Consider the following 22,452-nt stretch of genomic DNA (forward strand, 5'->3'; position numbering starts at 1 on the left):
TTTTCGGTTTAAATGATTAGCACCTGAATCCAGCCCTGAATGATTTCTCCGGTTTCAGGATCAAGTTGCGAGCCATACATACTGTGTGGAATTGAATAAACAATCAGCATAACTATCGATGCAACGATGGTATACACCGGACGTTCTTTTTTCCGGTTCATAACAAATGCCAGAATCCAGAAGATAAAGGCTACAAGTGTTTTATTGTCGGTTAAATCCCAGGCAAACGGAATGCCGGCCCAGGCTTCGCCAAAAGCATGCAGCTGAACAATTGGCCCCAAAATCATGCCGCCAACCAGTAAGGTAGCCAGCGTAATTGTGGTGTAAAATTTATACCGCTGATGCCTGAAAACAGCCATAATTCCGGCAAGGTTGCCCAACAGCATGGCAAAGAACATAAAAAAGATATGTGGTGCCAAAACCGATGAGGGGACCGCTCCTTTAAAACGTATTACAACCGGTGTTTTATCCATGTATGTTTTTGTTCCGTTTGAGTCGGATATTTCAAAATAGTACTGAATTTTTCCAGCGGCAGGTTGTTCGGGCACCGGTGCAAACCACCCTTTCTCTTCGGTAATTTTAAACACCTTATTCATAAGGTACGAATCAACAGCTTTCTCTTTATAAACGAAGTCGACCGATTGGTAAGGATTGTCTGATTGAAACTGTTTGTAAAACAAACGGGCATCAATATTTTTATCATCAATGGCCAGTTTTACTTCCGTGTTGCTGCCAATTTCAATACTGCGTACCAGTTTAACTTCGTATGGGGTATTATTAACTTCTACCGACAGCTTTTTGTCGTAGGTGGGGCCCGTTTTTCGTTGGTAGATAACAGCAGCAAGAGTGATAACAATAGCCAATAACCAGTAAAATACTTTTTTCATTGTTGATAGTTTTGAATAGCATTACAATAATAGAATGATTTTTTGAATAACTCAAGCTCATAAAAAACACATTTAGTTAACTAATGAAAGAGCTTATTATCTGGTGGAGCGATTGTTACGTTCATAAGCTTAGTGTAAAAATGACAATTATGTTTTTTAACACATGCTGTACTTTTCTATTCTTGAAATGAAAAACATACTTTAGCAATCAAATCAAAAATATTTAACCTGTATTTCTGATTTAGAACTAAAACTAACGAAGAGTCTATTTTACTAACTAACTAATTAATTAAACTTATGGATAAGCCGCACTGATCCTTACTTGGAATTGTAGCTTCACTACAGTTCTATCCAGAATAAATTTTTATTCAAATTTCTATTTATTAATACCAAAACTTAAAATCTATGGAAAAAAATCCTTTAAGAGGTTTTTTAACCTTGCTTATGATGTCTGTATTCATGGCATTTTCTCTAGGTTCTTACGCGCAAACTGCTGTTACCGGTACTGTTACCGGTGAAGATGGCGTGGGGATACCTGGTGTGTCGATTGTGGTTCAGGGAACCACTCAGGGAACAATTACCGACCTAGATGGTAATTACACCTTAACATTACCTGATGGTGCAGAGAAATTAACTTTCTCTTACATTGGTATGTTAACACAGGAAGTTGAGATTGCCGGTCAATCAACAATTAACATTGTGATGAAGGCCGACGTAATCGGTGTTGACGAGGTGGTTGTTGTGGGGTATGGTACCCAAATGAAAGAAGAGTTAACAGGTGCAGTTTCAACTGTTTCAGCTGAAAAACTGGAGACTACTTCTGAAACCAGTGTTGCCAGCCGTTTACAAGGTCAGGTAGCCGGTGTTACCGTTACTTCTGCTAACCGTCCGGGTGCTGATGCAACGATTCGTATTCGTGGTATTGGAACCATTAACGATCCTAACCCATTGTACATCATCGACGGTGTACCTGCCGGTCCGGGGAACAATATCCCTCCGGGTGATATTGAAAGCATTTCGGTGTTAAAAGATGCATCATCTGCAGCTATTTATGGTACACGTGGTGCAAACGGTGTTGTAATTATTACCACCAAACGCGGTCGTGCAAACCAACAGCCAAGCATTAACTTCTCAGTACGTACAGGAGTTACCAAAGCAACAAACAAATACGATTTGTTGAATACTCCGGAATATGCCGAAGCTGTTTGGTTATCGTTTGCTAACAGGGGAATAGCTCCTTCTCACCAGCAATATGGTTCAGGATCTTCTCCTGTTATTCCTGATTATATTTTGCCTGGTGGTGCTATGAATGGTGAAGTTGATGAATCAGCTTACAGCTATCCTGGTAATGTTATCTTTAAAGCGAACAAACAAGGTACTGATTGGTACGATGAGATTTATCAAACCGGTATCATTCAGGAGTACGATCTTTCAATTAGTGGTGGTGGTAAAAACTCTACTTACGCATTCTCTGCCAATTACCTTGACGAGGAGGGTATTTTAAAATGGACAGAATTCAAACGTTATACCATGCGTATGAACTCGGATGCCAAATTTAACGACTGGTTAAAAGTGGGTGAATCATTACAAGTTGTATACATCGACGAGAATGGTAACTTTGGTGATAACGGTGAAGGAACTGTAATTTCGCAAGCTTACCGTTCACAACCAATCATCCCAGTATACGATATCGCCGGTGAATTTGCAGGTTCAAAAGCGCCAGAGATGGGTAACTCCGCAAACCCAGTTCGTGTGCTTTATGACGCACGTAATAACAATGGTAAATGGATGCGTATTTTAGGTAACGCATTTGCTGAAGTTACCTTAGCTGAAGGCCTTACTGCTAAGACTTTATTTGGCGCGAATATGGGACAATGGAATTACAAAGGTTATGTTCTTCCAACCTACGAACATTCAGAACCAAATACTGTGAATGGAGTTGATGTAAACTCGAATTACAGTATTCAGTGGAACTGGTCTAATACTTTAAACTACAATAAAACATTTAACGATGTTCACCGATTGAACTTGTTGGTAGGTACAGAGGCTGTTGAAAATACATATCAATCGTTAAATGCAAGTCGCCGCGTATACTTCTCAGAAGATCCTAACTACATGCAGTTGGATTCAGGTGAAAGTAATAAGGAAAATAGTGGTAACGCATCAGAATGGTCATTGTTCTCTGTATTTGGTCGTGTAAATTATAACTACATGGGTAAATATTATGTGGAAGGTACAGTACGTCGAGATGGTTCTTCTCGTTTTAGTGAAGAAAACAAATATGCTGTTTTCCCGGCTGGTTCTGCTGCATGGGCAATCTCTGAAGAGAGCTTTATGCAAGGATCTCGTAGCTGGTTAGATATGTTGAAACTTCGTTTAGGTTGGGGTATGTCAGGTAACGATCGTATTGGTAACTATAACTCATATTCAACTTATTCAACTGATGCATATAAAGCATCGTATGCAATAGACGGATCGAATACTAGCGCTGTTTCAGGTTTTAAACCAGCTACTTTAGGTAGTGAAGATGTAACCTGGGAAACAACTAAAACAGTAAACATCGGTATTGATGCGAATATGTTAGATAACCATTTGGCAGTTGCTATTGACTTGTGGCAACGCGACACAGAAGATATGTTGTTCCGCGAGCCGATACCACAGGTAATGGGTATTGCAACTGCTCCTTATGTAAACGTTGGTGAAATGCGTAACAAAGGTGTTGATTTTGAAATATCGTATAATAACACTGCTATAGGTGGTGATCTTACGTACAACATTAGCATGAACCTGTCGCATTATAAAAACGAAATCATGAGACTTTCAGGTGATCCTGATCGTTATATTGATGCCGGAAGTTTGCGTCAAAAGACGTATACACGTTATGCAGCAGGAACTGCATTCCCGGAATTCTTCGGATATATCGTTGACGGAATATTCCAGACTCAAGGTGAAGCTGATGCACACGCTCCGTATGGTGATTCTGATTATAACAAACCAGGTCACTTTAAATACAGAGATGTGAACGGTGATGGAACAATCACTGCAGATGACAGAACTTTTATCGGAAGCCCACATCCTGATTTAGTTGGTGGTTTGAACCTTAATCTGGGTTATAAAAACTTCGATTTAACAATGTTCTTCTATGGTAGCTTAGGTAATGATATGGTGAACTATGTAACTCGCTGGATTGATTACGGTCAGTTTAATGGAGGTTTAAGTAAAGATGCATTGTACAATTCTTGGGGAAGTCCTTACCTGGATAATAACTCAAAAGCAAAATTACCAATGTTGGATCAAAATGATTATTCTCAGGAACCTTCTACTGCATTCCTGGAAGATGCTTCTTATCTACGCTTGAAAAACTTACGTCTGGGTTATACTGTTCCTAAATCATTGCTTGATAGAGCAGGAATTAAAAGTTTAAGACTTTACGGACAGGTATCTAACGTATTTACTATCTCTGGATATAGTGGATTGGATCCGGAAGTTAATTCTTCAGGTACCACTATGGGATTGGACCAAGGTGCGTGGCCAACACCACGTCAGATCATGTTCGGTGTTCAACTCGGTTTATAACAGTTAATTTAATTTGAATATTAAACAGATAAGAATTATGAAAAAACTATCAATATTAATGGTTATAGTGTTTTTACTAACCATGTCATATTCATGTTCCGAAGAATTCCTGACCAAGGAACCTCCCGGTTCTACATCAGAGAATGTTTTCTATGATGCTACCGGTATTGACGCCTTGCTGATCGGTACTTATGCAATGGTGGGAGGTAGTTCTCTTTGGGAAATTTCGTGGGGAGCATCTATCCAAAACTGGACTTATGGTTCTGCTGCATCTGACGATGCTTATAAAGGATCGGAAGAAGGAGACCAGACTCCTGTTAATGATATCGAACGTTGGCAGGTTCAAACAACCAACGGATATCCATCAAATAAGTGGCAATGGGCTTTTGGTATGGGTGTTGACCGTGCCAATAAAACCATAAAAGTGATCAATAAAACTGAAGAGGATGGAACTATTACTGCAGATGAGGCTACTCAATTCAGAGCTCAGGCCAGATTCTTGCGTGCCCTATTCTATTTTGAAGCCCGTTTGGTATTTGGAGATTATATTCCGATTCTGGATGAAAATACAGAAGATCCTTCACTGGTTACTAATGTTAACGCTGATGGAGCAGTGCTTAAATTTATCACTGATGATTTAGCTTATGCTGCAAGCAACTTGCCTGCATCACAGGCTCAGGTGGGTCGTGCAACTAAATATGCAGCGATGGCATTGGCTGCAAGAGCATACCTGCAGGATTTGAAATATTCGGAAGCGGAGGCTTTACTTGATCAGATCATTGCCAGTGGAAAATTTACATTGGTTCCTGATTTTATGGATAACTTCAATATTGAAACAAACAATAATGAGGAGTCGATCTTTGAAATACAGGCAAACGTAAACGATATAAACGAGTCGTTGAATGCCGAGATGGGAATTGGTTTGAACTGGCCACACGGTGGTGACATTGGTATGTGCTGTGGTTTCCACCAGCCTTCACAAAACCTTTTCAATGCCTACAAAGTAGATGCAAATGGTCTGCCAATGTTCGATACATTTAATGATACCGATTTGGCAAATGATGCTGGAATTGGATCGGACGAAACTTTTGTTCCTACTGATCATGCTCTTGATCCACGTGTTGATCATACTCTCAGCCGTCGTGGTATCCCATATAAAGATTGGGGTATTAACCGCGGTAATGCATGGGTACGTAAACAAACTGATGGTGGTCCTTATCTGCCGGTTGCAAAACCATTCTTTAAAAAGTCAGAGCGTTTTAGCTTGTCTACAACTACAGGATGGCAAACAGGTATTAACGCCAACAACTATCGTTACTTACGTTACACTCATGTAATTCTTTGGAAAGCTGAATGTGCTGCTGCCCGTGGCGATTTGGAAACTGCTCGTACTTATGTAAATATGATACGCCAGCGTGCTAAAGATAGTGACGTGGTTATGGGAAAAGTACTTATTACAAAACTTCCTCCTGAAGCATATCCTTGGGGTATAGGTTCATCTGACGCCGATTATTTAACCGGAGGAGATGTAGACTGGACTCAGCCAGCTGCTAATTATCAGATTGGATTATATACATCGTTTGCTGATGCAAATGCTGCTATGGAAGCTGTACAGTGGGAACAACGTTTGGAGTTTGCTACTGAAGGTATGCGTTTCTTCGATCTTCGTCGCTGGGATGATCTTCCTAATCAGATTGGTGGTAAAAGTATGGCAGAAATTCTTAATGGTTTCGCTACTGCTGACCTTAGAGTTCGCCCATCATTCTTGTCGGGGGCAAACTTCAGTGATAACGACAAATATATGCCAATTCCGCAAAATCAGTTAGATCAACAAGTCGGTGTTCTGGAACAACGTCCGGAATACAAATAATAAATAGAGATTTGGTTTGAATGAAAGAGGGGCTGTAAAGTCCCTCTTTTTTTATGTTTGCAGAAAAGAAAACTTCATCTATCTTTAGATGCCAAACTTATGAAGCACAATTTTTAGCATAAAATCTTGAATAAATTCAAAATTCAACTGGCAGAATGGCACTGAATTATCTTTTCATCTTCTTTTTTGTAATCGCATTTATAATTGCTCTGGTAAAGCTTGTGTTTATGGGCGATACACAGGTTTTTACCGACATGGTGCAGGCCACTTTTGATATGGCCAAAACCGGTTTCGAAATATCGCTGGGATTAACCGGTGTGCTTACCCTGTGGATGGGGATTATGAAAATAGGGGAGAAAGGCGGGATTGTTCATGTGTTTTCGAAAGTAATAGGGCCGTTTTTTAATAAACTGTTTCCCGAGTTGGGGAAAGAACATCCGGCACATGGTTCCATTTTAATGAACATTGCGGCCAATATGCTGAATCTCGATAATGCAGCAACGCCAATGGGTTTGCAGGCCATGAAAGAAATGCAGGAAACCAACCCCAACAAAAAAACGGCATCGAATGCACAAATTATGTTTTTGGTGCTGAATACTTCGGGGCTGACCTTGTTGCCCATAAGTATTATGGTTTATCGTGCCCAGTTGGGAGCGGTAAATCCGTCAGATATATTTATTCCTATTTTATTGGCTACTTATTTTTCAACCATTGCCGGACTGATTTCGGTAGCGCTTTATCAGAAAATAAACCTGCTTGATAAAACCATTTTAGCTTACCTGGGCGGATTAACGGCCATCATTGTGGGTATCATCTGGTATTTTTCAACCCTCGATAAAGATGCCATTACGCAGGTATCGAATGTAGCCAGTAATTTTATCCTGTTCACGGTAATTGTGGCCTTTATTCTTATGGCTCTGTTTCGTAAAGTGAATGTTTACGAGGCTTTTATTGAAGGGGCAAAAGACGGCTTTAAAACGGCTGTGAAAATTATTCCTTACCTGGTTGCCATTTTGGTTGCCATTGGTGTATTTCGTGCTTCCGGAGCTATGGATTGGTTGGTTGCCGGTGTTACCTGGTGTTTTGAGCAAATGGGCGTTAATGCCGATTTTACCCCGGCATTGCCAACAGCATTAATGAAACCACTGAGCGGAAGTGGTGCACGCGGAATGATGGTGGACGCCATGACAACTTACGGTGCCGACTCGTTTGTTGGCCGTGTGGCAAGTACTGTGCAGGGAGCAACCGATACAACATTCTATATTTTAGCTGTTTATTTTGGTGCCGTGGGAATTAAAAACACACGATATGCCGTAGTGTGCGGATTAATTGCCGATTTTGTAGGAATCATCGCATCGATATTGCTGGCTTATCTTTTCTTTTATTAGGGATTGCCCGGGGAACAGGAAAATCGGCGGATGGAAAACATTCGATAGCCAATTTTACCGGAAAATTCATCAACGGATGGACTACGAATGCCAATTCTTTCAAAAAAAATAGCCGATGGGAGGGTATACATAGCCATAGGAATAATAAAAAATAGCCATTTGACGCGTTAGATTGCCAAAGGACGAGGTTAAACAGCCATTTGTCGCGTTAAATTGCCAAAGGACAGGTTTAAACAGCCATTTGTCGCATTAAATTGGCAAAGGACGGGATTAAGCTGCCATTTTGCTCATTATATTGCCAAAGGAAGGGGTAAAACTGCCGTTTGGCAGGTTAAATTGCCATTTGGCGCATTAAAGTGCTGGGGGGAGTAGTAAAATCAGCAGGTGTAAACTTCACGGAGTTGAAAAAGAGTATGAAATCTCTGCCCGAACTTATAAAGCCTGATCCATCGAATCATAAACCACAACCTTACTCCACAAATGCTGGTTCTCCTCTACAAATTTCAGGTGAATAGGATCAACCTGGTACGAATCCTGATCGGCCTGATTATCAAACATAGCCATATACGACACCGAATAGGAATGGTCTACCACATCGCGGTCTTCGGTTGATGCCGGAAAACCAATGTGACTCAGTTTTATGGTTTTTACTTTGGTGAGTTGGTTCAAGGCCTCTACCAGTTGTTTTTTGTGCTGCTCGTTTGCAGGTTCTTTTAACCAAAAAAATACATGATGTATCAGTGCATCCTTAAGTTTTACCTCGCCGGCAGTGGCACTTTTGGTAATAGGAAGCAAGGCCGAAAGGGTAACTCCCGCAATGGCTTTCTTTAAAAACGATCTTCTTTTTTGCATCTTATTGTTGGTTTAATAGTTCTTCAATTTCTGCAATATGGAGTTTAAAATGTCGTGGAAAATCTTCCACCATATCTTTTAGCGAGACGAACTGGTTTGTGTCTGCAATCCATTGCTGATCAAGTTTTTTCGTATTTATATTTCGGATAAGATGAATAAAATGCAGGTGCGCATATTTCCAGTGGTTTACCAGCACATTCCAATTTTCTTCCTGGTAATTCTGAATGGAAATCCACCTGTCGTTGTTGCCATAGGTGGCATAATTCGGAAATTCAACCGGCGATTTTCTGTATTGCAGATGAACAACTCGGTGTGTATTATTCGAGGCCGAATCAACCATGTGGCCAACGATTTGCCGGATCGAACGATCCTGGCTATTTCTTCGGCCGGCAATGGTTCGAGCCGGCAATTTTTCGAACTTATTTGCCCAGTTCGCTACCAGCTCGTTTAATTCCTCTGCAATTGTTTCAAATGCCATTTATCCCAGTTGATTGACGGTTTGTTTTAACAGAACCAGTTTGGTTAAAAGTTGCTCCAACAGATCGAGTTGCAACATATTCGCACCATCCGATTTAGCTTCGGCCGGATTTGGATGTGTTTCAATAAAAATACCATCAGCACCAACGGCGATTCCGGCACGCGCAACAGTTTCTATCAACTCCGGTTTGCCACCGGTTACCCCGCTGGCCTGGTTGGGTTGTTGCAGCGAATGGGTAATATCCAGAACAACCGGAACATTCATTTCTTTCATTACAGGAATTCCGCGGTAATCCACCACTAAATCCTGGTAGCCAAATGTTGTTCCCCTTTCGGTAAGTGCGATATTGTTGTTGCCGCTTTCACGAACTTTGTTCACTGCAAATTGCATGGCATCAGCCGAAAGAAACTGTCCTTTTTTGATGTTTACCACCTTCCCGGTTTTGGCAGCAGCCACCAAAATGTCGGTTTGGCGACACAAAAATGCGGGTATCTGAAGCACATCAACATATTCGGCAGCCATCGCCGCTTCGTCGGCAGTATGAATATCGGTAACCACCGGAATATTATAGGTTTCGTTGACTTTTTTTAGAATCTTTAATGCTTTTTCGTCGCCAATTCCTGTAAACGAATCGATGCGCGAACGGTTGGCTTTTCGATACGAGCCTTTGAAAATATACGGGATTTTGAGTTTGTCGGTAATGGCAACCACTTTTTCGGCAATTTCCATCGCCATGGTTTCGCTTTCAATGGCGCACGGGCCGGCCATCAGAAAAAAGTTGCCCGCGTCGGTCTGTTTTAGATTTTTTATCGTAGGAATCATGTTCTGAATTTTAGTGGGTAAAGGTAGTAAGAAAATGATTTGCTACGGCACTAATCAGCATCAACATAAGCCTCATATTCCCAGCCACCGCCAAGCGCCAAATACAGTTTTACTACCGATTGCAGGTAATTCATATACGAATCCGATGCTTGCAATTGCGCACTAAACAGCGAGTTTTGCAAGTTTATAAATTCGAGGAAAGTCGTCACACCTTCTTCGTAACGCACCCAGGCCAAATCGAGTGCTTCCTGCGAAAGATCGAGTTTTTGTTTTTTAATCTCGAATTCGTTTTGATACGAATCAATGGCAATCACAGCATCCTGCACTTCCTGTAAAGCCAAATAATACGACTGGATGTAGTTATTTACCAGGATATTGTATTCTTCCTGTTGCACGGAAATCGATTTATTTATTCGTCCGGCATTGAATATCGGCCCCAGCAAATCAGCGGCCAATTCGGTAAATACCATTGATGGATCTGTAATTTGTGCACCCACATCAAGCGATAAGGTAAGATTCGGATAACGCAAAGCCTGGGTAGCGTCGATCATACGCAGTTGTGCTTTTAATTTCTTCTCGTTGATAAGAAGGTCGGGGCGGCGCTGAAGCAAATAAACAGGTACACCCAATGGCATTTCAGATGTAATAATTTGTTGCTCCAGTGGCAGACCGCGCGGGATAGATTTTGGTGCCGAGCCCAAAACAATGCTAATGGCATTTTCCAGCTGGCCGCGGGCACGAAGTAGCGATTCCAACGTTACTTCAGCATCTTTTACCGCAATTTCCGACTGGTTAACATCTACTTTCGAAACAAATCCTCCCCGGTATCGCGCACCAATAATGTCGTGAAAATCGTTCATGTTCACGATCATATTCTCGGCTACAATGATTTTGTTGTCGATATCGCGCAATGTAAAATACAAACTTGCAATTTGAGTTACCAGCGTTGCTTTTACCTGGTGATAACCAATTTCGGTGGCGAGATAAGCTTCCAGTGCGGCGTCGCGCTGGTTGGTAAGCTGGCCCCAAAAATCGAGTGTATACGAAACATTTGCCAGTGCTGCCACGCTGCCTTTAAAAGTGCCCGAGGATAAGGAGTTTGCCGAAGTAGATGCACTTCCTCCGTAGTTTACCGCCGGAATTAACATGGTTTTAGCAATTTCGTACTGCAACTCCGACTGTTTGATCGAGGTCGCCATATTTTGCACCTGCAGGTTGTTTTCCAGTCCTTCGCGAATGAGTGAGATAAGCATACTGTCGTTGAAGATTTGCCACCAGTCGACATCTGAAAAACTGCTGCTGTCGGCCGCCGCATCAGTATACGTTTCCTGAATTTCAATTTCGGGTTGAGTGAATTTCTCGTGAACATTACACGAAAAAATAAACATTCCGAACAAACAGGTGATAAGCGAATATGTTATTTTATTTTTCAATTGCTGAGATTTTAGGATTATTAAAAGCGGTAACCACAACATATGCTAAGGTGGTGTAAACAATAGCAATACCGATCTGTAATAAACGATTCCAGACTTCACTTCCTGCTCCACTGGTTGAGGTGGAAATTATTCCCATAATCACAATAAATGTATTAAAACTTGTTGCGAAAACGGGGGCTATTTTTTTTGTAGAAAACAGGTTGATCATAAAAAAGAAAGCGACTGACAGAACCAGGAAAATATAGAACAGGTAGGCGGGTACAATAATTAAGAGTTGATAAGCCAGCACACCAAAGAATCCACCCAGAATGTTGGCTACGATTATTACCAACCCTTTTTTTGATTGGTATACAAAAGGATCAAATCCAAGGATAATGGTAAAAACAAGTGTAAGCGTTCCAACGGTGGCATTAAAAAGATAGAATAGTACTACCAGAGGGAAAATCACCAGCACACCGTTAAAAGCCACTTTGTTCATGTCGAGCGGATTTGGAGGCGCTGCACTTTTCTTTTTCGTGGAATTGGTACTTACCGGTTTATCGGGGAATAACGCAAACGCAATCTTTACGATGATGAGTGCAATAATCAAATTCAGTAGTAATACCTGTAGAATTATTCCGCCAATGGCGTTGGCTGTTATACTGTTAAAGGGTATAAGCACGATCAACATCAAAAATACCAAACGGATGGGGGCTGGTATTTTTACCAGTTTGAAACTCCAGAAAATGGCCAGGGCCAGTAAAGGCAGAATTACAAGCGGGTAGTCGATAAGTCGGTTACCCAGAAATACGCCGATAGACCCTAGAACATAAATTAAAAACGGAACAATAATTTCTTTTTTTAGCCCGAGTGCCTGTTTCCCCGGACCGATGAACATCATGGTTAAAATGGCCGTGAGGTGAGGAGCCGGATAACCAACAGTGGTGGCAAAAACCAGTGCAAGCGTAACGGCAAAAACTGCACGTAAAACAGGGTATTCGTTTCTTAAATCAGCAAAATATGTTTTGATTTTATCGGACATACGAAAGTTTCGACATGATTCTGATGCGTAAACGGGCAATCATATTCAGTAGTGGCTTTTTGCCGGTATACACTACAATTTCGGCCTGGCTGCCCTGGCGTAGTTTGCTTATAATTTCTTTGTCTTCCAGCTCAATCATCACCGGAAACCGTTGCGGATCTCGCAACCAACCCTGGGCCGATGATACTTTTGGCAAACCGTTCGGATTGGTATTGTCGACGGATACACCGTAAGAAATACTGGTGAGTTTTCCTTCGAAAACCTTGCCGGGTTCAATGTCAAAAATCAGTTCCACTCTGTCGCCAGGTTCCACTTTCGAGAGGTTATTTTCTTTCAGGTTGGCCTGAATCCACATATCGTTGTTCGAAACCAGCGACATAAGTGAATGCCCTGCCGCAGCAAAATAGCCATCTTCAATGTTAAAGCTTTCCACAATTCCATCAGATGGAGCAATGACCGCTGTGTACCCTAAATTTATTTGTGCATTCTCGAGGTTGTTTAAGGCAGCTTTTATTGTTGGATTGTTTTCGTTAAGCGGTCCCAAAGCTTCGGTTTGCCGCTCCAGGTCGGCTTGCGATGATTTTACCGATTCAATAGCCTCAAGGTACGAAGCTTCCGATCGGTCTATGTCAGCTTCGGAAAGGGCTCCTTCGTTTTCTGCCAAAACTCGCTGGGTGCGTTCCCAGTTTTTTGTCGATCGTTCGAGTTTTACTTTTGCACGGCTTAAACGTGCCTGTGCCGATTTTAACGTCGATTCACCCGCATCAATCGACTGAATGGCTTTTTCAAGGTTCGATTCGGCAACTTTTACGGCAATTTCGTACGATGTTGGGTCAATGATAAACAAGGTGTCGCCTGCTTTTACACGCGAGTGCTGGCTTACATTGGTTTGGATAATATAGCCGCTAACCATTGGGGCTACCGGCAATACGAGCCCTTTTACCCGAGCCTGATCGGTGTGAGGCGTATGGCGATCGGAAAGGACATTGATGATAAAAATAAGTACCGTGATGATAAGGACGATAAGACTTATTTTCTTCACCGGGCTTTTTTTCGCCGGTGTTTCCTGTTGCTTGTTTTCAACCGGTTCTTGTTCTTTTGGTTCAGTTTTTTCGTTGCTTGCCATTTTGTTCTCGTAAGGTTTTATATATAATTTGAATCAACGAATACATCAATGCTGTTGACCATCCAATTAGCATTATCCCGTTTATCGCCTCAATTCCCGACAGAATTTTCCATTCTGAGCTAATTGTCATATCGCCATAACCAAGCGTTGTAAAGGTGACAATCGAGTAATAGAAAATGTCGTGAAAACTGGCAAAATCGGGCTGTATGCTTGGGATAAGATACAGACAATAGGCCCAGATCAAAGAGTGGATTGCATGTAAGAATGTTAGAAAAAGGAAGGAATAAACAAGCAGGCGTAATATTCGCATATTATTGAGCTTTTTCTTCCACTCGCTTATAACACTTACTGTTTTTCGTGTAAGGTAGATATTTGCCCACGCCTGAAGAACAACATTAAAGGCGATTATGGCAAAACCAATTATTAGAATTTTAAACATTTTATTTAAGAATTTTAAATAACAGTGTAATCACCAGACAGAAAGGTCGGGAATTAAACTTGTGTTTTGTTAAAATTACATAATACTAAAACGTAAATCAAGAGCTGGAATGAATTTATGTGGATTGTTTTGGGAATATGAGGGAGAATGATCGGTTTCTATAAAACACAAATGGGAACTATTCTGTTACAAATAGCTCCCATTCACTTTCTAGCAACCGAAGTTACTATTGGTGCCAGGTTACGGTTATTACGACCGGCGTTGGCTTTTTCTTTCGAATCCGCCTTTGCCTTAACTTTCGGGCTGTGCTTTCTACGGCTCAGCCTTCCGGTTGTTCTTTCGGTAATCGCGCTTACCTTCCTGAACGAAGTGTCTTTCAGTGTATTCAGCTAATCCCTAAGGATGTCCCCTTTCCAATCAACGGGTTTGAGTTGCCTCGTTTTCGTTGTGCAGTTTCGCAGTTAAGACCTTGATCTTGTTACTTCCTGCCTGATGACCCAATCTTGAAAGAACTTCTGGATTTTCTTCCAGATGATTGCCTGAACTTTGATACTCCAGAATATCGCGTTCAAACTTCAGCTTTTTCATTGTGCCGCCCCGAAGGGTGGGATGAAATGGTTCCGGTTTCGACTAAGAAACTTTTCCCGTTTCCACAATTTCCAAGCAGCCTTTTATCGCTCACCTGATAAATCAAATATACAGCGAAAAATGAAAAATGCAAGTGATTTTCAGTCGTTTATATCCACCATGAATTAACCGCGGTTATCAACAATTGTTAATAAGGTCGTTTAGTCTTTTATCGGGCTACATACTTATTTAATCCACAACCATTGGAACTTGATCGGGTCTGCTTCGGTTGGTTGAATACTGAGCTCGATGGTGTAAAAACCTGGTTTCAGAAAATTGATCGTTCCTATTTCGTTCGATTCGAAATTATCGATATGCCAGTTCTGGTTGGGTTCGCCAACTGTTTGCCCGGTTGGATGCACCGGATGATACAACGATTGCTCCGCAGCGTTTAAAACTATCTGGCTGTTGTTTCTGTTACCCTGAAAACTATACGACACATCCACACGTTTTTCACCCGGTTTGTCAACGTAGATCTTCCAGCTAAAATCAGTAACACCATCAGCTGATACATGAGCGGGAACCGTACCGTGTTTTACCGGAGACGCAATCTTCATTGATTCAGGCTGCGGATTCTGATTTCCGGGAAGCAGTGAATAGCCATCATCGCTTGTTTGGGCTACCAGCCCATCCATAATCTCCGGTTTCGATTGGTATTCAACCACTAGTACTGAAACATACGGATCCGGTTCGTTATCGGGAAGTATGATTTGAGTAAATGCTCCGGAATGTGAAAAGGAGAGAGGTGATTTCTGTGTATCGGCCAGCAGGTAGATTTTTTCAGGAGTCGCGGTAATTCCTGTTAGATTGATGAGTTTGTTTAACGGCCAGTTGTAAACATGCAAAAACAATTTAAAGCTGTTTCCATCTTGCTTACAGGTAATTTTTCCCCAGTCGTGAAGGTCTTTGTTTAGGTCGAAAGCTTCTGCACCGTAAATCGATTCTCCATTCACCTGAAGCCATTTGCCCATTTCAAGCATGCGTTGCGAAATTTCAAAAGGCACATCGCCGTTGGCACGTGGCCCGATATTCAGCATAAAATTTCCATTCAAGCTAACGTTGCCAATTAGTGATTTCAGTAATGTTGTTGTTGATTTCCATTGCGAATCAGAAGAATGGAAACCCCAGGAATGAGCAACTGTTGCCGGCGATTGCCAGGGGAAATCCTCCTTCTTTTCGCCAAGTTGGTTGTCGCCCAGTGTTTTGTAATCAATGTCGGGATCTTCTTCGATAGACAAACCTAAACGAGAATTTACAAGGCAATTGGGTTGTAACTCGCGAATCAGTGATTTTAGCTGAAGTAGCTGGTCTTTGCTAACAATACTTTCGGAGTGATGGATCCACATATCGAACCAAAGCATCGATATTTCGCCGTACTTGGTTAGCAGCTCGGTAATTTGCGGTATTACTTTTTGCTGCCAGTAGCGGTCGTAATCACTTTCCGATATTTTATAGATTTCGCGGGTATGGTCCCAGCCAAGCGGATGTTCCCAATCCACCCAATGCGAATAATACAGACAAAGCTTTATGCCGTGTTTTTTGCAGGCTTCGGCCATTTCGGCGATGATATCGCGTTTGGGGTTGGTGTAATTTCCCAGGTCGTAATCGCTAACCTGGCTGTCCCATAACCCAAAACCATCATGATGTTTGGCTGTAATGGTAATGTATTTCATCCCCGAATTTTTAGCCAGAACTACCCACTCCTCGGGATCAATCTCGTCCCATCGAAAGCGGTCGAGGAGTGTAACATATTCGTCGCGTTCAATACGGTTTCGGTATAAAATCCATTCGGCGTAGTTGTTGTCGTGACGCAGTTTTTCACCTTTCCAGTAACCTTCGGCACCACTGTAAACGCCCCAGTGAATAAACATTCCAAAACGCGCGTCGGTGAACCATTTGGCGCGTTCATTGGTGTTTTTCTGGCCAAATGAAGTTAAACTGCAAAGCAGGCAAATTAAAACAATAAGGTTTTTCATAAGTTGGTTAGTTAGTTTAGTAAATAGCTTATAACTACGACAACCGGTTTTTAAAATCCTCGTATTTAAATTTCCGAATAATCTGTAGTTCATCATCTTTTGTCCAAATGGCAATTGACGGATGATTAACACCGTTAAACATGGTGGTTTTTACCATGGTGTAATGAATCATATCAAGGAAAACGATCTGTTCACCAATTTGTAACTCTCGTCCAAAATCATAAGCTTCCATAAAATCACCTGCCAGACAACTGCCGCCTCCCAAACGATAAAGGTATCGGCTTTCTTCTGATGGATCTTTGGCCCCAATAATTTTCGGGCGGTAGGGCATTTCCAGCGTGTCGGGCATATGGGCGGTAAACGAAACATCCAGAATCGCTGTTTTAACGCCCTGATGTTCCACAATGTCATGAACGGTTGAAACCAAAACGCCCGTTTCCCAGGCAATGGCACTGCCGGGTTCCAATATAACTTTTACATCGTATTTTTTTCTGAAATCTTTCAGCAGTTTGATGAGGTGTTGGTGGTTATAGCCTTCCCGTGTCATCAGGTGGCCGCCACCCATGTTCACCCATTTTACATGGTGCAGGTATTTACTGTATTTATTTTCGAGGTTCTTGAGTACTTTTTCGAGGCTGAATGAATCCGATTCGCACAACACATGAAAATGAATACCTTCAATTCCTTCAGGCAGTTCATCCGGCATTTCGTTGCTTCCAATTCCCAGTCGCGAACCCGGAGCACTAGGGTTGTAAAGATCGGTACCCACATCCGAATATTCAGGATTTACCCGAATACCACAAGAAATTTTATGACCGGCAGTTTGCGTGCGTTGGTAATATTTATCAAACTGTTTAACTGAATTAAAAACAATGTGGCTGCTGTAACTCATCAACTCATCAAATTCATGATCAAGGTATACCGGCGAATAAAGATGCGCGCGGGTTTTCATTTCCTCGAAACACAAACGTGCTTCGTACAACGAGCTGGCTGTTGCGCCTTTCAGGTATTCGCGTACAATGGGGAAGGCGCTCCACATGGCAAATCCTTTAAATGCAAGGATAATCTCAATGCCGGCTTCCTGCTGAACACTGTTGATCAGTTCCAGATTGTTACGCAGTAGTTTTTCATCGAGCACAAAAGCCGGCGATGGTATTTCTTTATAATTCATTTTGCTAAGGGCTTAGCGCAAAGAGCAGAGGGAAAAGGCGCCGTGCTCTTTGCCCTCTGCGCCTGGCTTGTTACACTTCCAGATCGCCATTAATTTCTTCGTTCCACGGTAAGCCGTGTTCTCCGATTTTTTCCATAAACGGATCCGGATCGAATTCTTCAACGTTAAATACGCCTTTGCCCTGCCATTTTCCGGTAAGTACCATCATGGCACCCAACATTGCAGGAACGCCGGTGGTGTAAGATACACCTTGAGTCCCGGTTTCTTCAAATGCCTTTTGGTGGCTGCAGTTGTTCCAAACGTAGTAGGTTTTTTCTTCGCCGTCTTTTACTCCTTTTATGCGGCATCCAATCGATGTTTCGCCGGTGTAGTTATCGCCAAGATCTCCCGGGTTTGGAAGTACCTCTTTCAGGAACTCCAACGGAATAATGTCAATACCTTTGTATTTAACGGGATCTATGCGGCTCATACCAATATTCTGGATCACACGAAGGTGAGTCAGGTATTCCTGGCCGAAAGTCATCCAAAAACGTGCGCGTTTCAAACTTGGAAAGTTTTTGGTCAGCGACTCCAGCTCTTCATGATAAAGAACGTAGGAGTCTCTGGCACCAATATTCGGGTAATTTAAGGCCTGTTTAATCTCAAAAGGTTTGGTTTCCACCCATTGTCCGTTTTCCCAGTAACGTCCGTTTTGTGTAATCTCGCGAATGTTAATTTCCGGGTTAAAATTGGTGGCAAATGCTTTTCCATGGTCACCGCCGTTGCAATCTACAATATCAAGGTAGTGCATTTCATCAAAATGATGTTTGGCTGCATAAGCGGTATAAATGCTTGTTACACCGGGATCGAATCCGCAACCCAGCACAGCCATAATACCTTTTTCTTTAAAACGATCGTGGTAAGCCCACTGCCAGCTATATTCAAATTTAGCTTCGTCTTTTGGTTCGTAGTTGGCAGTATCAAGGTAGTTTACACCGGTTTCCAAACAGGCATCCATAATCGGAAGATCCTGGTACGGAAGCGCAACATTGATAACCAACTCCGGTTGAAATTCGTTGATTAGTGCAACGGTATCGGCAACATTATCGGCATTTAACGAGGCCGTTTTAATTCTTCCTTTACCAACTTCTTTTGCTATTACATCGCATTTCGAGACAGTACGGCTGGCCAATAAAATTTCAGAAAAAACTTCAGGGTTGTCAGCACATTTACTGGCAACCACACGGCCAACACCACCAGCTCCAATTATTAATACTTTACTCATTTTCTTAATCAATCATTTTAATTCAATAACATAAAACATATTCTCATGAATATTGTAATTTCGTTCGAAGATTACAAAAAAATCAGAGACAAATTAAGCATTTTTTTTAATGGGTGAAACTTTCGAAAATAAAGATTTTAATGCAAATGGTGTAGGGCTGAAAAACGATAATATTATTGAGCCTTCGTTTGGTAAAATTGTGGCAGGCGTTTGTTGTTTTCCTGATTTTAATATTTCAGCCGCTTTAATAAATAAATTAAGTTGTTTGGCCTGTTAATTTTGATTGGTGCTACTTATTTTTTTACTTTGAAAGAACGTTTCAATTTGTTTGGAACATTAAAATAGGAGAGTGTTTGGGGTGATTTCATTTTATGGCGCATTTATTCGAAAAAATTATATTTATTTGCGCTTTGAAAAAAATACAAAAACACTAATAATTTTTATGGCTACGTAGATGAAGAATACTTATTTTGATTTGATTGAACAAAGCTACTACTTCCCGCAGGAAGGCTTTGATTTAAGAGGCGATTCGTTAACGTTTCACGGAATCTCTTTAAAATATCTGATTAAAAAATACGGTACCCCGTTTCGGTTTATATACCTGCCGAAAATTGGGGAGCAAATCAAAAAATCGCGTAACCTGTTTAATAAGGCCATAAAAAAGAACAATTATACCGGCAAATATTATTATTGTTATTGTACAAAATGTAACCACTTTTCGCATGTGGTTAACGAGGCTTTAAAACACAATGTAAACCTCGAAACTTCTTCATCATACGATATCGACTTGATCTTGCATCTTTTTAAGGATAAAAAGATCGATAAAAACCGTAAGATCATTCATAACGGATATAAAACGCAGGAATACCTTACAAAGATTATTGAGCTTCAACGGCTTGGGTTTAAGAATAATATTATTGTTTTGGATAGTATTAACGAACTGGAGCGAATTGAAAAACTGGCCAATGGCGAAAAGGTAAAAGTGGGTATCCGAATGGCCATAAACGAGGAGTCGCAGTCGGCTTACTACACCTCGCGATTGGGAATCAGACACACCAAGATCCCGGAGTTTTTTCAAAATCAGATTAAAGGAAAGAAAAACATCGAATTAAAGATGCTTCATTTTTTTGTTGATTCAGGAATTAAAGACAGTTTGTATTTCTGGGGCGAGTTCCAAAAAGCCATGAAGCTGTACGTGGAGTTGAAAAAACAATGCGATACGCTCGATTCGTTTAACCTCGGTGGGGGTTTCCCAATTCGTAACCACCTGGGGTTTGAGTACGATTATGAGTACATGATTAAAGAAATTGTTTCGAATATAAAAACAGCCTGCTCGGCTGAAAACCTGCCTGATCCGGATATTTATACCGAGTTTGGCAAATATACGGTTGGCGAAAGTGGCGCGATTATTTTCGAGGTGTTGGAGCAAAAGCAGCAAAACGATACCGAAAGCTGGTACATTATTAACAACAGTTTAATGAACACCATTCCGGATTCGTGGTCGATCTTCGAGAAATTTATTTTACTGCCGATCAACAAATGGAATAACGAATACAAACGTGCCAATATTGGCGGTATCAGTTGCGACCACTCGGACTATTACAACTCGGAAGACTTTAACCAGGAGGTTTTGCTGCCTTCGTATTCCGACGATGACAAGGAGCCGCTGTATCTTGGGTTCTTCCACACCGGTGCCTATCAGGATGCCATTAGTGGTTATGGTGGAATTAAACACTGTTTGATTCCGGCACCAAAACATGTAATTATCGATCGCGACGAGAAAGGTAATTTCTTCGATTATGTATATCGTAACGAGCAGTCGGCTGAGGAAATGTTCAAGATTTTAGGTTATACCAAGGACGAGGAATAGTTTTCAGTCTCAGTTTACAGTTTACTTGTTTGTCGTTTCGGGAAAGAGCGAAAGCTGTTCCCGGATGCGGGTAATAATTGATTAATAGTTTTATGTGATCGGATGGAGATGCCTATTTTATTTTAAACATCAATCTTTCATCAATCCCCATCAATCTTTTTCAATCCTTTCCTGCGGCTTAATGGCTTTGCAAAATCATTCAACTTTTTTAGGGGAACTGTGTTTTTCTTAAAAAAACTATATGTCAGTTATAGAAATTATAAAAAACCGAAGAGCGACACCTCCCCGTTTATTTGCAAAAAAAGACTTGCCAAACGGCTCGGTAGAAGAGTTGTTGAGAAGTGCCAACTGGGCACCCAACCATAAAAAAACAGAACCCTGGCGCTTTAAAGTGTACCGTGGCGAAGCCAAAGCCAAACTGGCCGCTGATGCGAGGACTTTGTTACTTGAAAAGCAAAAGGAAGGTTATCCGGTTGCTCCCGAAAAAATAGAAAAGTTTGCCTCTACAATTGAGCAGGTACCTGTGGCAATTGCGGTAATCTTACAGCCCGATTCGGCCGGGCGTTTACCCGAATGGGAAGAAATTGCCGCGGTATCGATGGCCGTGCAAAATATGTGGTTAACGGCTACAGAAATGGATTTGGCTGCGTTTTGGGCCACACCAACTTTTATAGAGTTGTTTGATAGATTGCTTGAACTGGAAAACAACCAAAAAAGTTTGGGCTTCTTTTATGTTGGGCAGGTAATGATGGATTTTCCTTCGCCGGGACGACGCGACTGGAAGGAAAAAATTGAATGGAAAGATTGAAATTGTTACCTTCAGCTTTTCAAAAAAAATCTGAATCATGCGAATAGTGGGAATCTTTTTAATGCTGGTACTTGGTTTTACAACACAGGCACAAACCGATCAGGATGTATCAACCTTGGTTGACGGGAAAGATTTTCCAAACCCGGTTTTTATATCACCCGATCCGCCAAAGCCCATAAAAGGCTGGGAAATAACAAAGGTTTCGAACGAAAAGATACTGCAGGGAGAATACCCCGGCGAGATTATCAAATTTCGTTTTAAAGGAACGGCCGTTGGTATTTTGGTTTATTCCGATAACAATTCAGGAATTATAGAATACAGCCTGGATGGGCAGCCCTGGTTTGAGCTTGATGTTTATTCAAATAAGTCAGATGCAACATTAAAAGGTTTTACGCTGAATAAAGATTTAAAGAACCGAAAGCACACGCTGCAGATTCGGATTGTCGAAAAGCGGAATCCTGAAAGTTCAGGAACCAGCATTGCATTACGATCATTTTATTTTAATAAAGAATAAAAAAAGGAGTTTCAATTGAAGCTCCTTTTTTTTAACGCCTATTCGGGATTAAAGCTGTTGCTTCTTTATACATCGCTTTTATATAGGGCTGTTTTAATTCTCGTCCGGAACAACCATCAGCGTTGAACGATTTTCTTCGCCGGACGATTCACATGACAAACTTTTACTTTAGCCCGGGGCGGCGTAATTCGAAGAATTACTCTGCCCCGGGCTAAAGTAAAACGCACTTTTAGCGCTATTTGTTAAGAGCCCTAAAGGGGCGGCAGCCAATAACCCGGTGCGACTGACGGAGTCAGGAAGCGCCGGGAAAGGGCATGAAGTCGATTT

17 protein-coding genes are annotated in these 22,452 nt (G+C 41.5%); 6 read left to right on the forward strand and 11 right to left on the reverse strand.

Going from position 1 to position 22,452, the window contains the following annotated elements:
* Window positions 1–8: 8 nt before the first annotated feature.
* The gene (locus LH29_RS08245; protein WP_045027610.1) at window positions 9–887 is read right to left on the reverse strand and encodes a hypothetical protein; all 879 of its coding nucleotides are present in this window, start codon (window positions 885–887) and stop codon (window positions 9–11) included.
* A gap of 405 nt (window positions 888–1,292) precedes the next feature.
* Here LH29_RS08245 and LH29_RS08250 point away from each other — a divergent pair, with 405 nt between their 5' ends.
* From LH29_RS08250 to LH29_RS08260, 3 genes are all read left to right on the forward strand, one after another.
* Window positions 1,293–4,463 (forward strand): SusC/RagA family TonB-linked outer membrane protein, encoded by a 3,171-nt coding sequence (locus LH29_RS08250; RefSeq protein ID WP_045027613.1) that lies wholly within the window; start codon window positions 1,293–1,295, stop codon window positions 4,461–4,463.
* A gap of 37 nt (window positions 4,464–4,500) precedes the next feature.
* Window positions 4,501–6,333 (forward strand): RagB/SusD family nutrient uptake outer membrane protein, encoded by a 1,833-nt coding sequence (locus tag LH29_RS08255; RefSeq protein WP_045027616.1) that lies wholly within the window; start codon window positions 4,501–4,503, stop codon window positions 6,331–6,333.
* 155 nt (window positions 6,334–6,488) lie between these two features.
* Window positions 6,489–7,721 (forward strand): nucleoside recognition domain-containing protein, encoded by a 1,233-nt coding sequence (locus LH29_RS08260; RefSeq protein WP_045027619.1) that lies wholly within the window; start codon window positions 6,489–6,491, stop codon window positions 7,719–7,721.
* A 432-nt stretch (window positions 7,722–8,153) separates the two neighbouring features.
* On the opposite strand, the gene LH29_RS08265 is transcribed toward LH29_RS08260, so the two are convergent.
* The 10 genes from LH29_RS08265 to LH29_RS08310 all read right to left on the reverse strand — a co-directional run bounded on the left by LH29_RS08265 (window position 8,154) and on the right by LH29_RS08310 (window position 18,933).
* Window positions 8,154–8,573: a Dabb family protein gene (locus LH29_RS08265; RefSeq protein ID WP_045027621.1), complete on the reverse strand. Its 420-nt coding sequence runs from the start codon at window positions 8,571–8,573 to the stop codon at window positions 8,154–8,156.
* A gap of 1 nt (window position 8,574) precedes the next feature.
* On the reverse strand, window positions 8,575–9,051 hold the full coding sequence (locus LH29_RS08270) for a hypothetical protein (RefSeq protein WP_052670693.1): 477 nt from the start codon (window positions 9,049–9,051) through the stop codon (window positions 8,575–8,577).
* Entirely contained in the window at window positions 9,052–9,873 is an 822-nt protein-coding gene (kdsA, locus tag LH29_RS08275) for a 3-deoxy-8-phosphooctulonate synthase (RefSeq protein ID WP_045027623.1), read from the reverse strand.
* Window positions 9,874–9,923: 50 nt separating this feature from the next.
* A complete protein-coding gene (locus LH29_RS08280; RefSeq protein ID WP_045027624.1) occupies window positions 9,924–11,306 on the reverse strand; it encodes an efflux transporter outer membrane subunit in 1,383 nt (460 codons plus the stop codon).
* On the reverse strand, window positions 11,296–12,330 hold the full coding sequence (locus LH29_RS08285; protein ID WP_045027625.1) for a hypothetical protein: 1,035 nt from the start codon (window positions 12,328–12,330) through the stop codon (window positions 11,296–11,298). The genes LH29_RS08280 and LH29_RS08285 overlap by 11 nt, the downstream gene beginning before the upstream one ends.
* On the reverse strand, window positions 12,320–13,456 hold the full coding sequence (locus LH29_RS08290; RefSeq protein ID WP_045027628.1) for an HlyD family secretion protein: 1,137 nt from the start codon (window positions 13,454–13,456) through the stop codon (window positions 12,320–12,322). The genes LH29_RS08285 and LH29_RS08290 overlap by 11 nt, the downstream gene beginning before the upstream one ends.
* Window positions 13,434–13,895, reverse strand: coding sequence for a potassium channel family protein (locus LH29_RS23730; RefSeq protein ID WP_052670694.1), 462 nt, complete (start codon window positions 13,893–13,895; stop codon window positions 13,434–13,436). The genes LH29_RS08290 and LH29_RS23730 overlap by 23 nt, the downstream gene beginning before the upstream one ends.
* Before the next feature lie 812 nt (window positions 13,896–14,707).
* A complete protein-coding gene (locus LH29_RS08300; RefSeq protein ID WP_045027631.1) occupies window positions 14,708–16,498 on the reverse strand; it encodes an alpha-L-fucosidase in 1,791 nt (596 codons plus the stop codon).
* A gap of 34 nt (window positions 16,499–16,532) precedes the next feature.
* On the reverse strand, window positions 16,533–17,669 hold the full coding sequence (gene nspC, locus LH29_RS08305) for a carboxynorspermidine decarboxylase (protein ID WP_045027633.1): 1,137 nt from the start codon (window positions 17,667–17,669) through the stop codon (window positions 16,533–16,535).
* 70 nt (window positions 17,670–17,739) lie between these two features.
* The gene (locus LH29_RS08310; RefSeq protein WP_045027635.1) at window positions 17,740–18,933 is read right to left on the reverse strand and encodes a saccharopine dehydrogenase family protein; all 1,194 of its coding nucleotides are present in this window, start codon (window positions 18,931–18,933) and stop codon (window positions 17,740–17,742) included.
* Between the two features lie 454 nt (window positions 18,934–19,387).
* On the opposite strand from LH29_RS08310, the gene LH29_RS08315 reads away from it, so the two are divergent.
* The 3 genes from LH29_RS08315 (at window position 19,388) to LH29_RS08325 (ending at window position 22,125) form a co-directional block, all read left to right on the forward strand.
* A complete protein-coding gene (locus tag LH29_RS08315) occupies window positions 19,388–20,803 on the forward strand; it encodes a type III PLP-dependent enzyme domain-containing protein (RefSeq protein WP_045027638.1) in 1,416 nt (471 codons plus the stop codon).
* 241 nt (window positions 20,804–21,044) lie between these two features.
* Window positions 21,045–21,611, forward strand: a complete 567-nt coding sequence (locus LH29_RS08320; protein ID WP_045027641.1) for a nitroreductase family protein — start codon at window positions 21,045–21,047, stop codon at window positions 21,609–21,611.
* A 37-nt stretch (window positions 21,612–21,648) separates the two neighbouring features.
* The gene (locus LH29_RS08325; protein ID WP_157493619.1) at window positions 21,649–22,125 is read left to right on the forward strand and encodes a hypothetical protein; all 477 of its coding nucleotides are present in this window, start codon (window positions 21,649–21,651) and stop codon (window positions 22,123–22,125) included.
* The last annotated feature ends 327 nt before the right edge of the window (window positions 22,126–22,452 follow it).

The sequence above is a fragment of the Draconibacterium sediminis genome, from assembly GCF_000949475.1.
GTDB lineage: Bacteria > Bacteroidota > Bacteroidia > Bacteroidales > Prolixibacteraceae > Draconibacterium > Draconibacterium sediminis.

What these genes read in the sequence shown, in the direction of transcription:
- LH29_RS08245 (WP_045027610.1), bottom strand. Translation starts at nt 887, where the DNA reads ATGAAAAAAGTATTTTACTGGTTATTGGCTATTGTTATCACTCTTGCT.
- LH29_RS08250 (WP_045027613.1), top strand. Translation starts at nt 1,293, where the DNA reads ATGGAAAAAAATCCTTTAAGAGGTTTTTTAACCTTGCTTATGATGTCT.
- LH29_RS08255 (WP_045027616.1), top strand. Translation starts at nt 4,501, where the DNA reads ATGAAAAAACTATCAATATTAATGGTTATAGTGTTTTTACTAACCATG.
- LH29_RS08260 (WP_045027619.1), top strand. Translation starts at nt 6,489, where the DNA reads ATGGCACTGAATTATCTTTTCATCTTCTTTTTTGTAATCGCATTTATA.
- LH29_RS08265 (WP_045027621.1), bottom strand. Translation starts at nt 8,573, where the DNA reads ATGCAAAAAAGAAGATCGTTTTTAAAGAAAGCCATTGCGGGAGTTACC.
- LH29_RS08270 (WP_052670693.1), bottom strand. Translation starts at nt 9,051, where the DNA reads ATGGCATTTGAAACAATTGCAGAGGAATTAAACGAGCTGGTAGCGAAC.
- kdsA (WP_045027623.1), bottom strand. Translation starts at nt 9,873, where the DNA reads ATGATTCCTACGATAAAAAATCTAAAACAGACCGACGCGGGCAACTTT.
- LH29_RS08285 (WP_045027625.1), bottom strand. Translation starts at nt 12,330, where the DNA reads ATGTCCGATAAAATCAAAACATATTTTGCTGATTTAAGAAACGAATAC.
- LH29_RS08290 (WP_045027628.1), bottom strand. Translation starts at nt 13,456, where the DNA reads ATGGCAAGCAACGAAAAAACTGAACCAAAAGAACAAGAACCGGTTGAA.
- LH29_RS23730 (WP_052670694.1), bottom strand. Translation starts at nt 13,895, where the DNA reads ATGTTTAAAATTCTAATAATTGGTTTTGCCATAATCGCCTTTAATGTT.
- LH29_RS08300 (WP_045027631.1), bottom strand. Translation starts at nt 16,498, where the DNA reads ATGAAAAACCTTATTGTTTTAATTTGCCTGCTTTGCAGTTTAACTTCA.
- nspC (WP_045027633.1), bottom strand. Translation starts at nt 17,669, where the DNA reads ATGAATTATAAAGAAATACCATCGCCGGCTTTTGTGCTCGATGAAAAA.
- LH29_RS08310 (WP_045027635.1), bottom strand. Translation starts at nt 18,933, where the DNA reads ATGAGTAAAGTATTAATAATTGGAGCTGGTGGTGTTGGCCGTGTGGTT.
- LH29_RS08315 (WP_045027638.1), top strand. Translation starts at nt 19,388, where the DNA reads ATGAAGAATACTTATTTTGATTTGATTGAACAAAGCTACTACTTCCCG.
- LH29_RS08320 (WP_045027641.1), top strand. Translation starts at nt 21,045, where the DNA reads ATGTCAGTTATAGAAATTATAAAAAACCGAAGAGCGACACCTCCCCGT.
- LH29_RS08325 (WP_157493619.1), top strand. Translation starts at nt 21,649, where the DNA reads ATGCGAATAGTGGGAATCTTTTTAATGCTGGTACTTGGTTTTACAACA.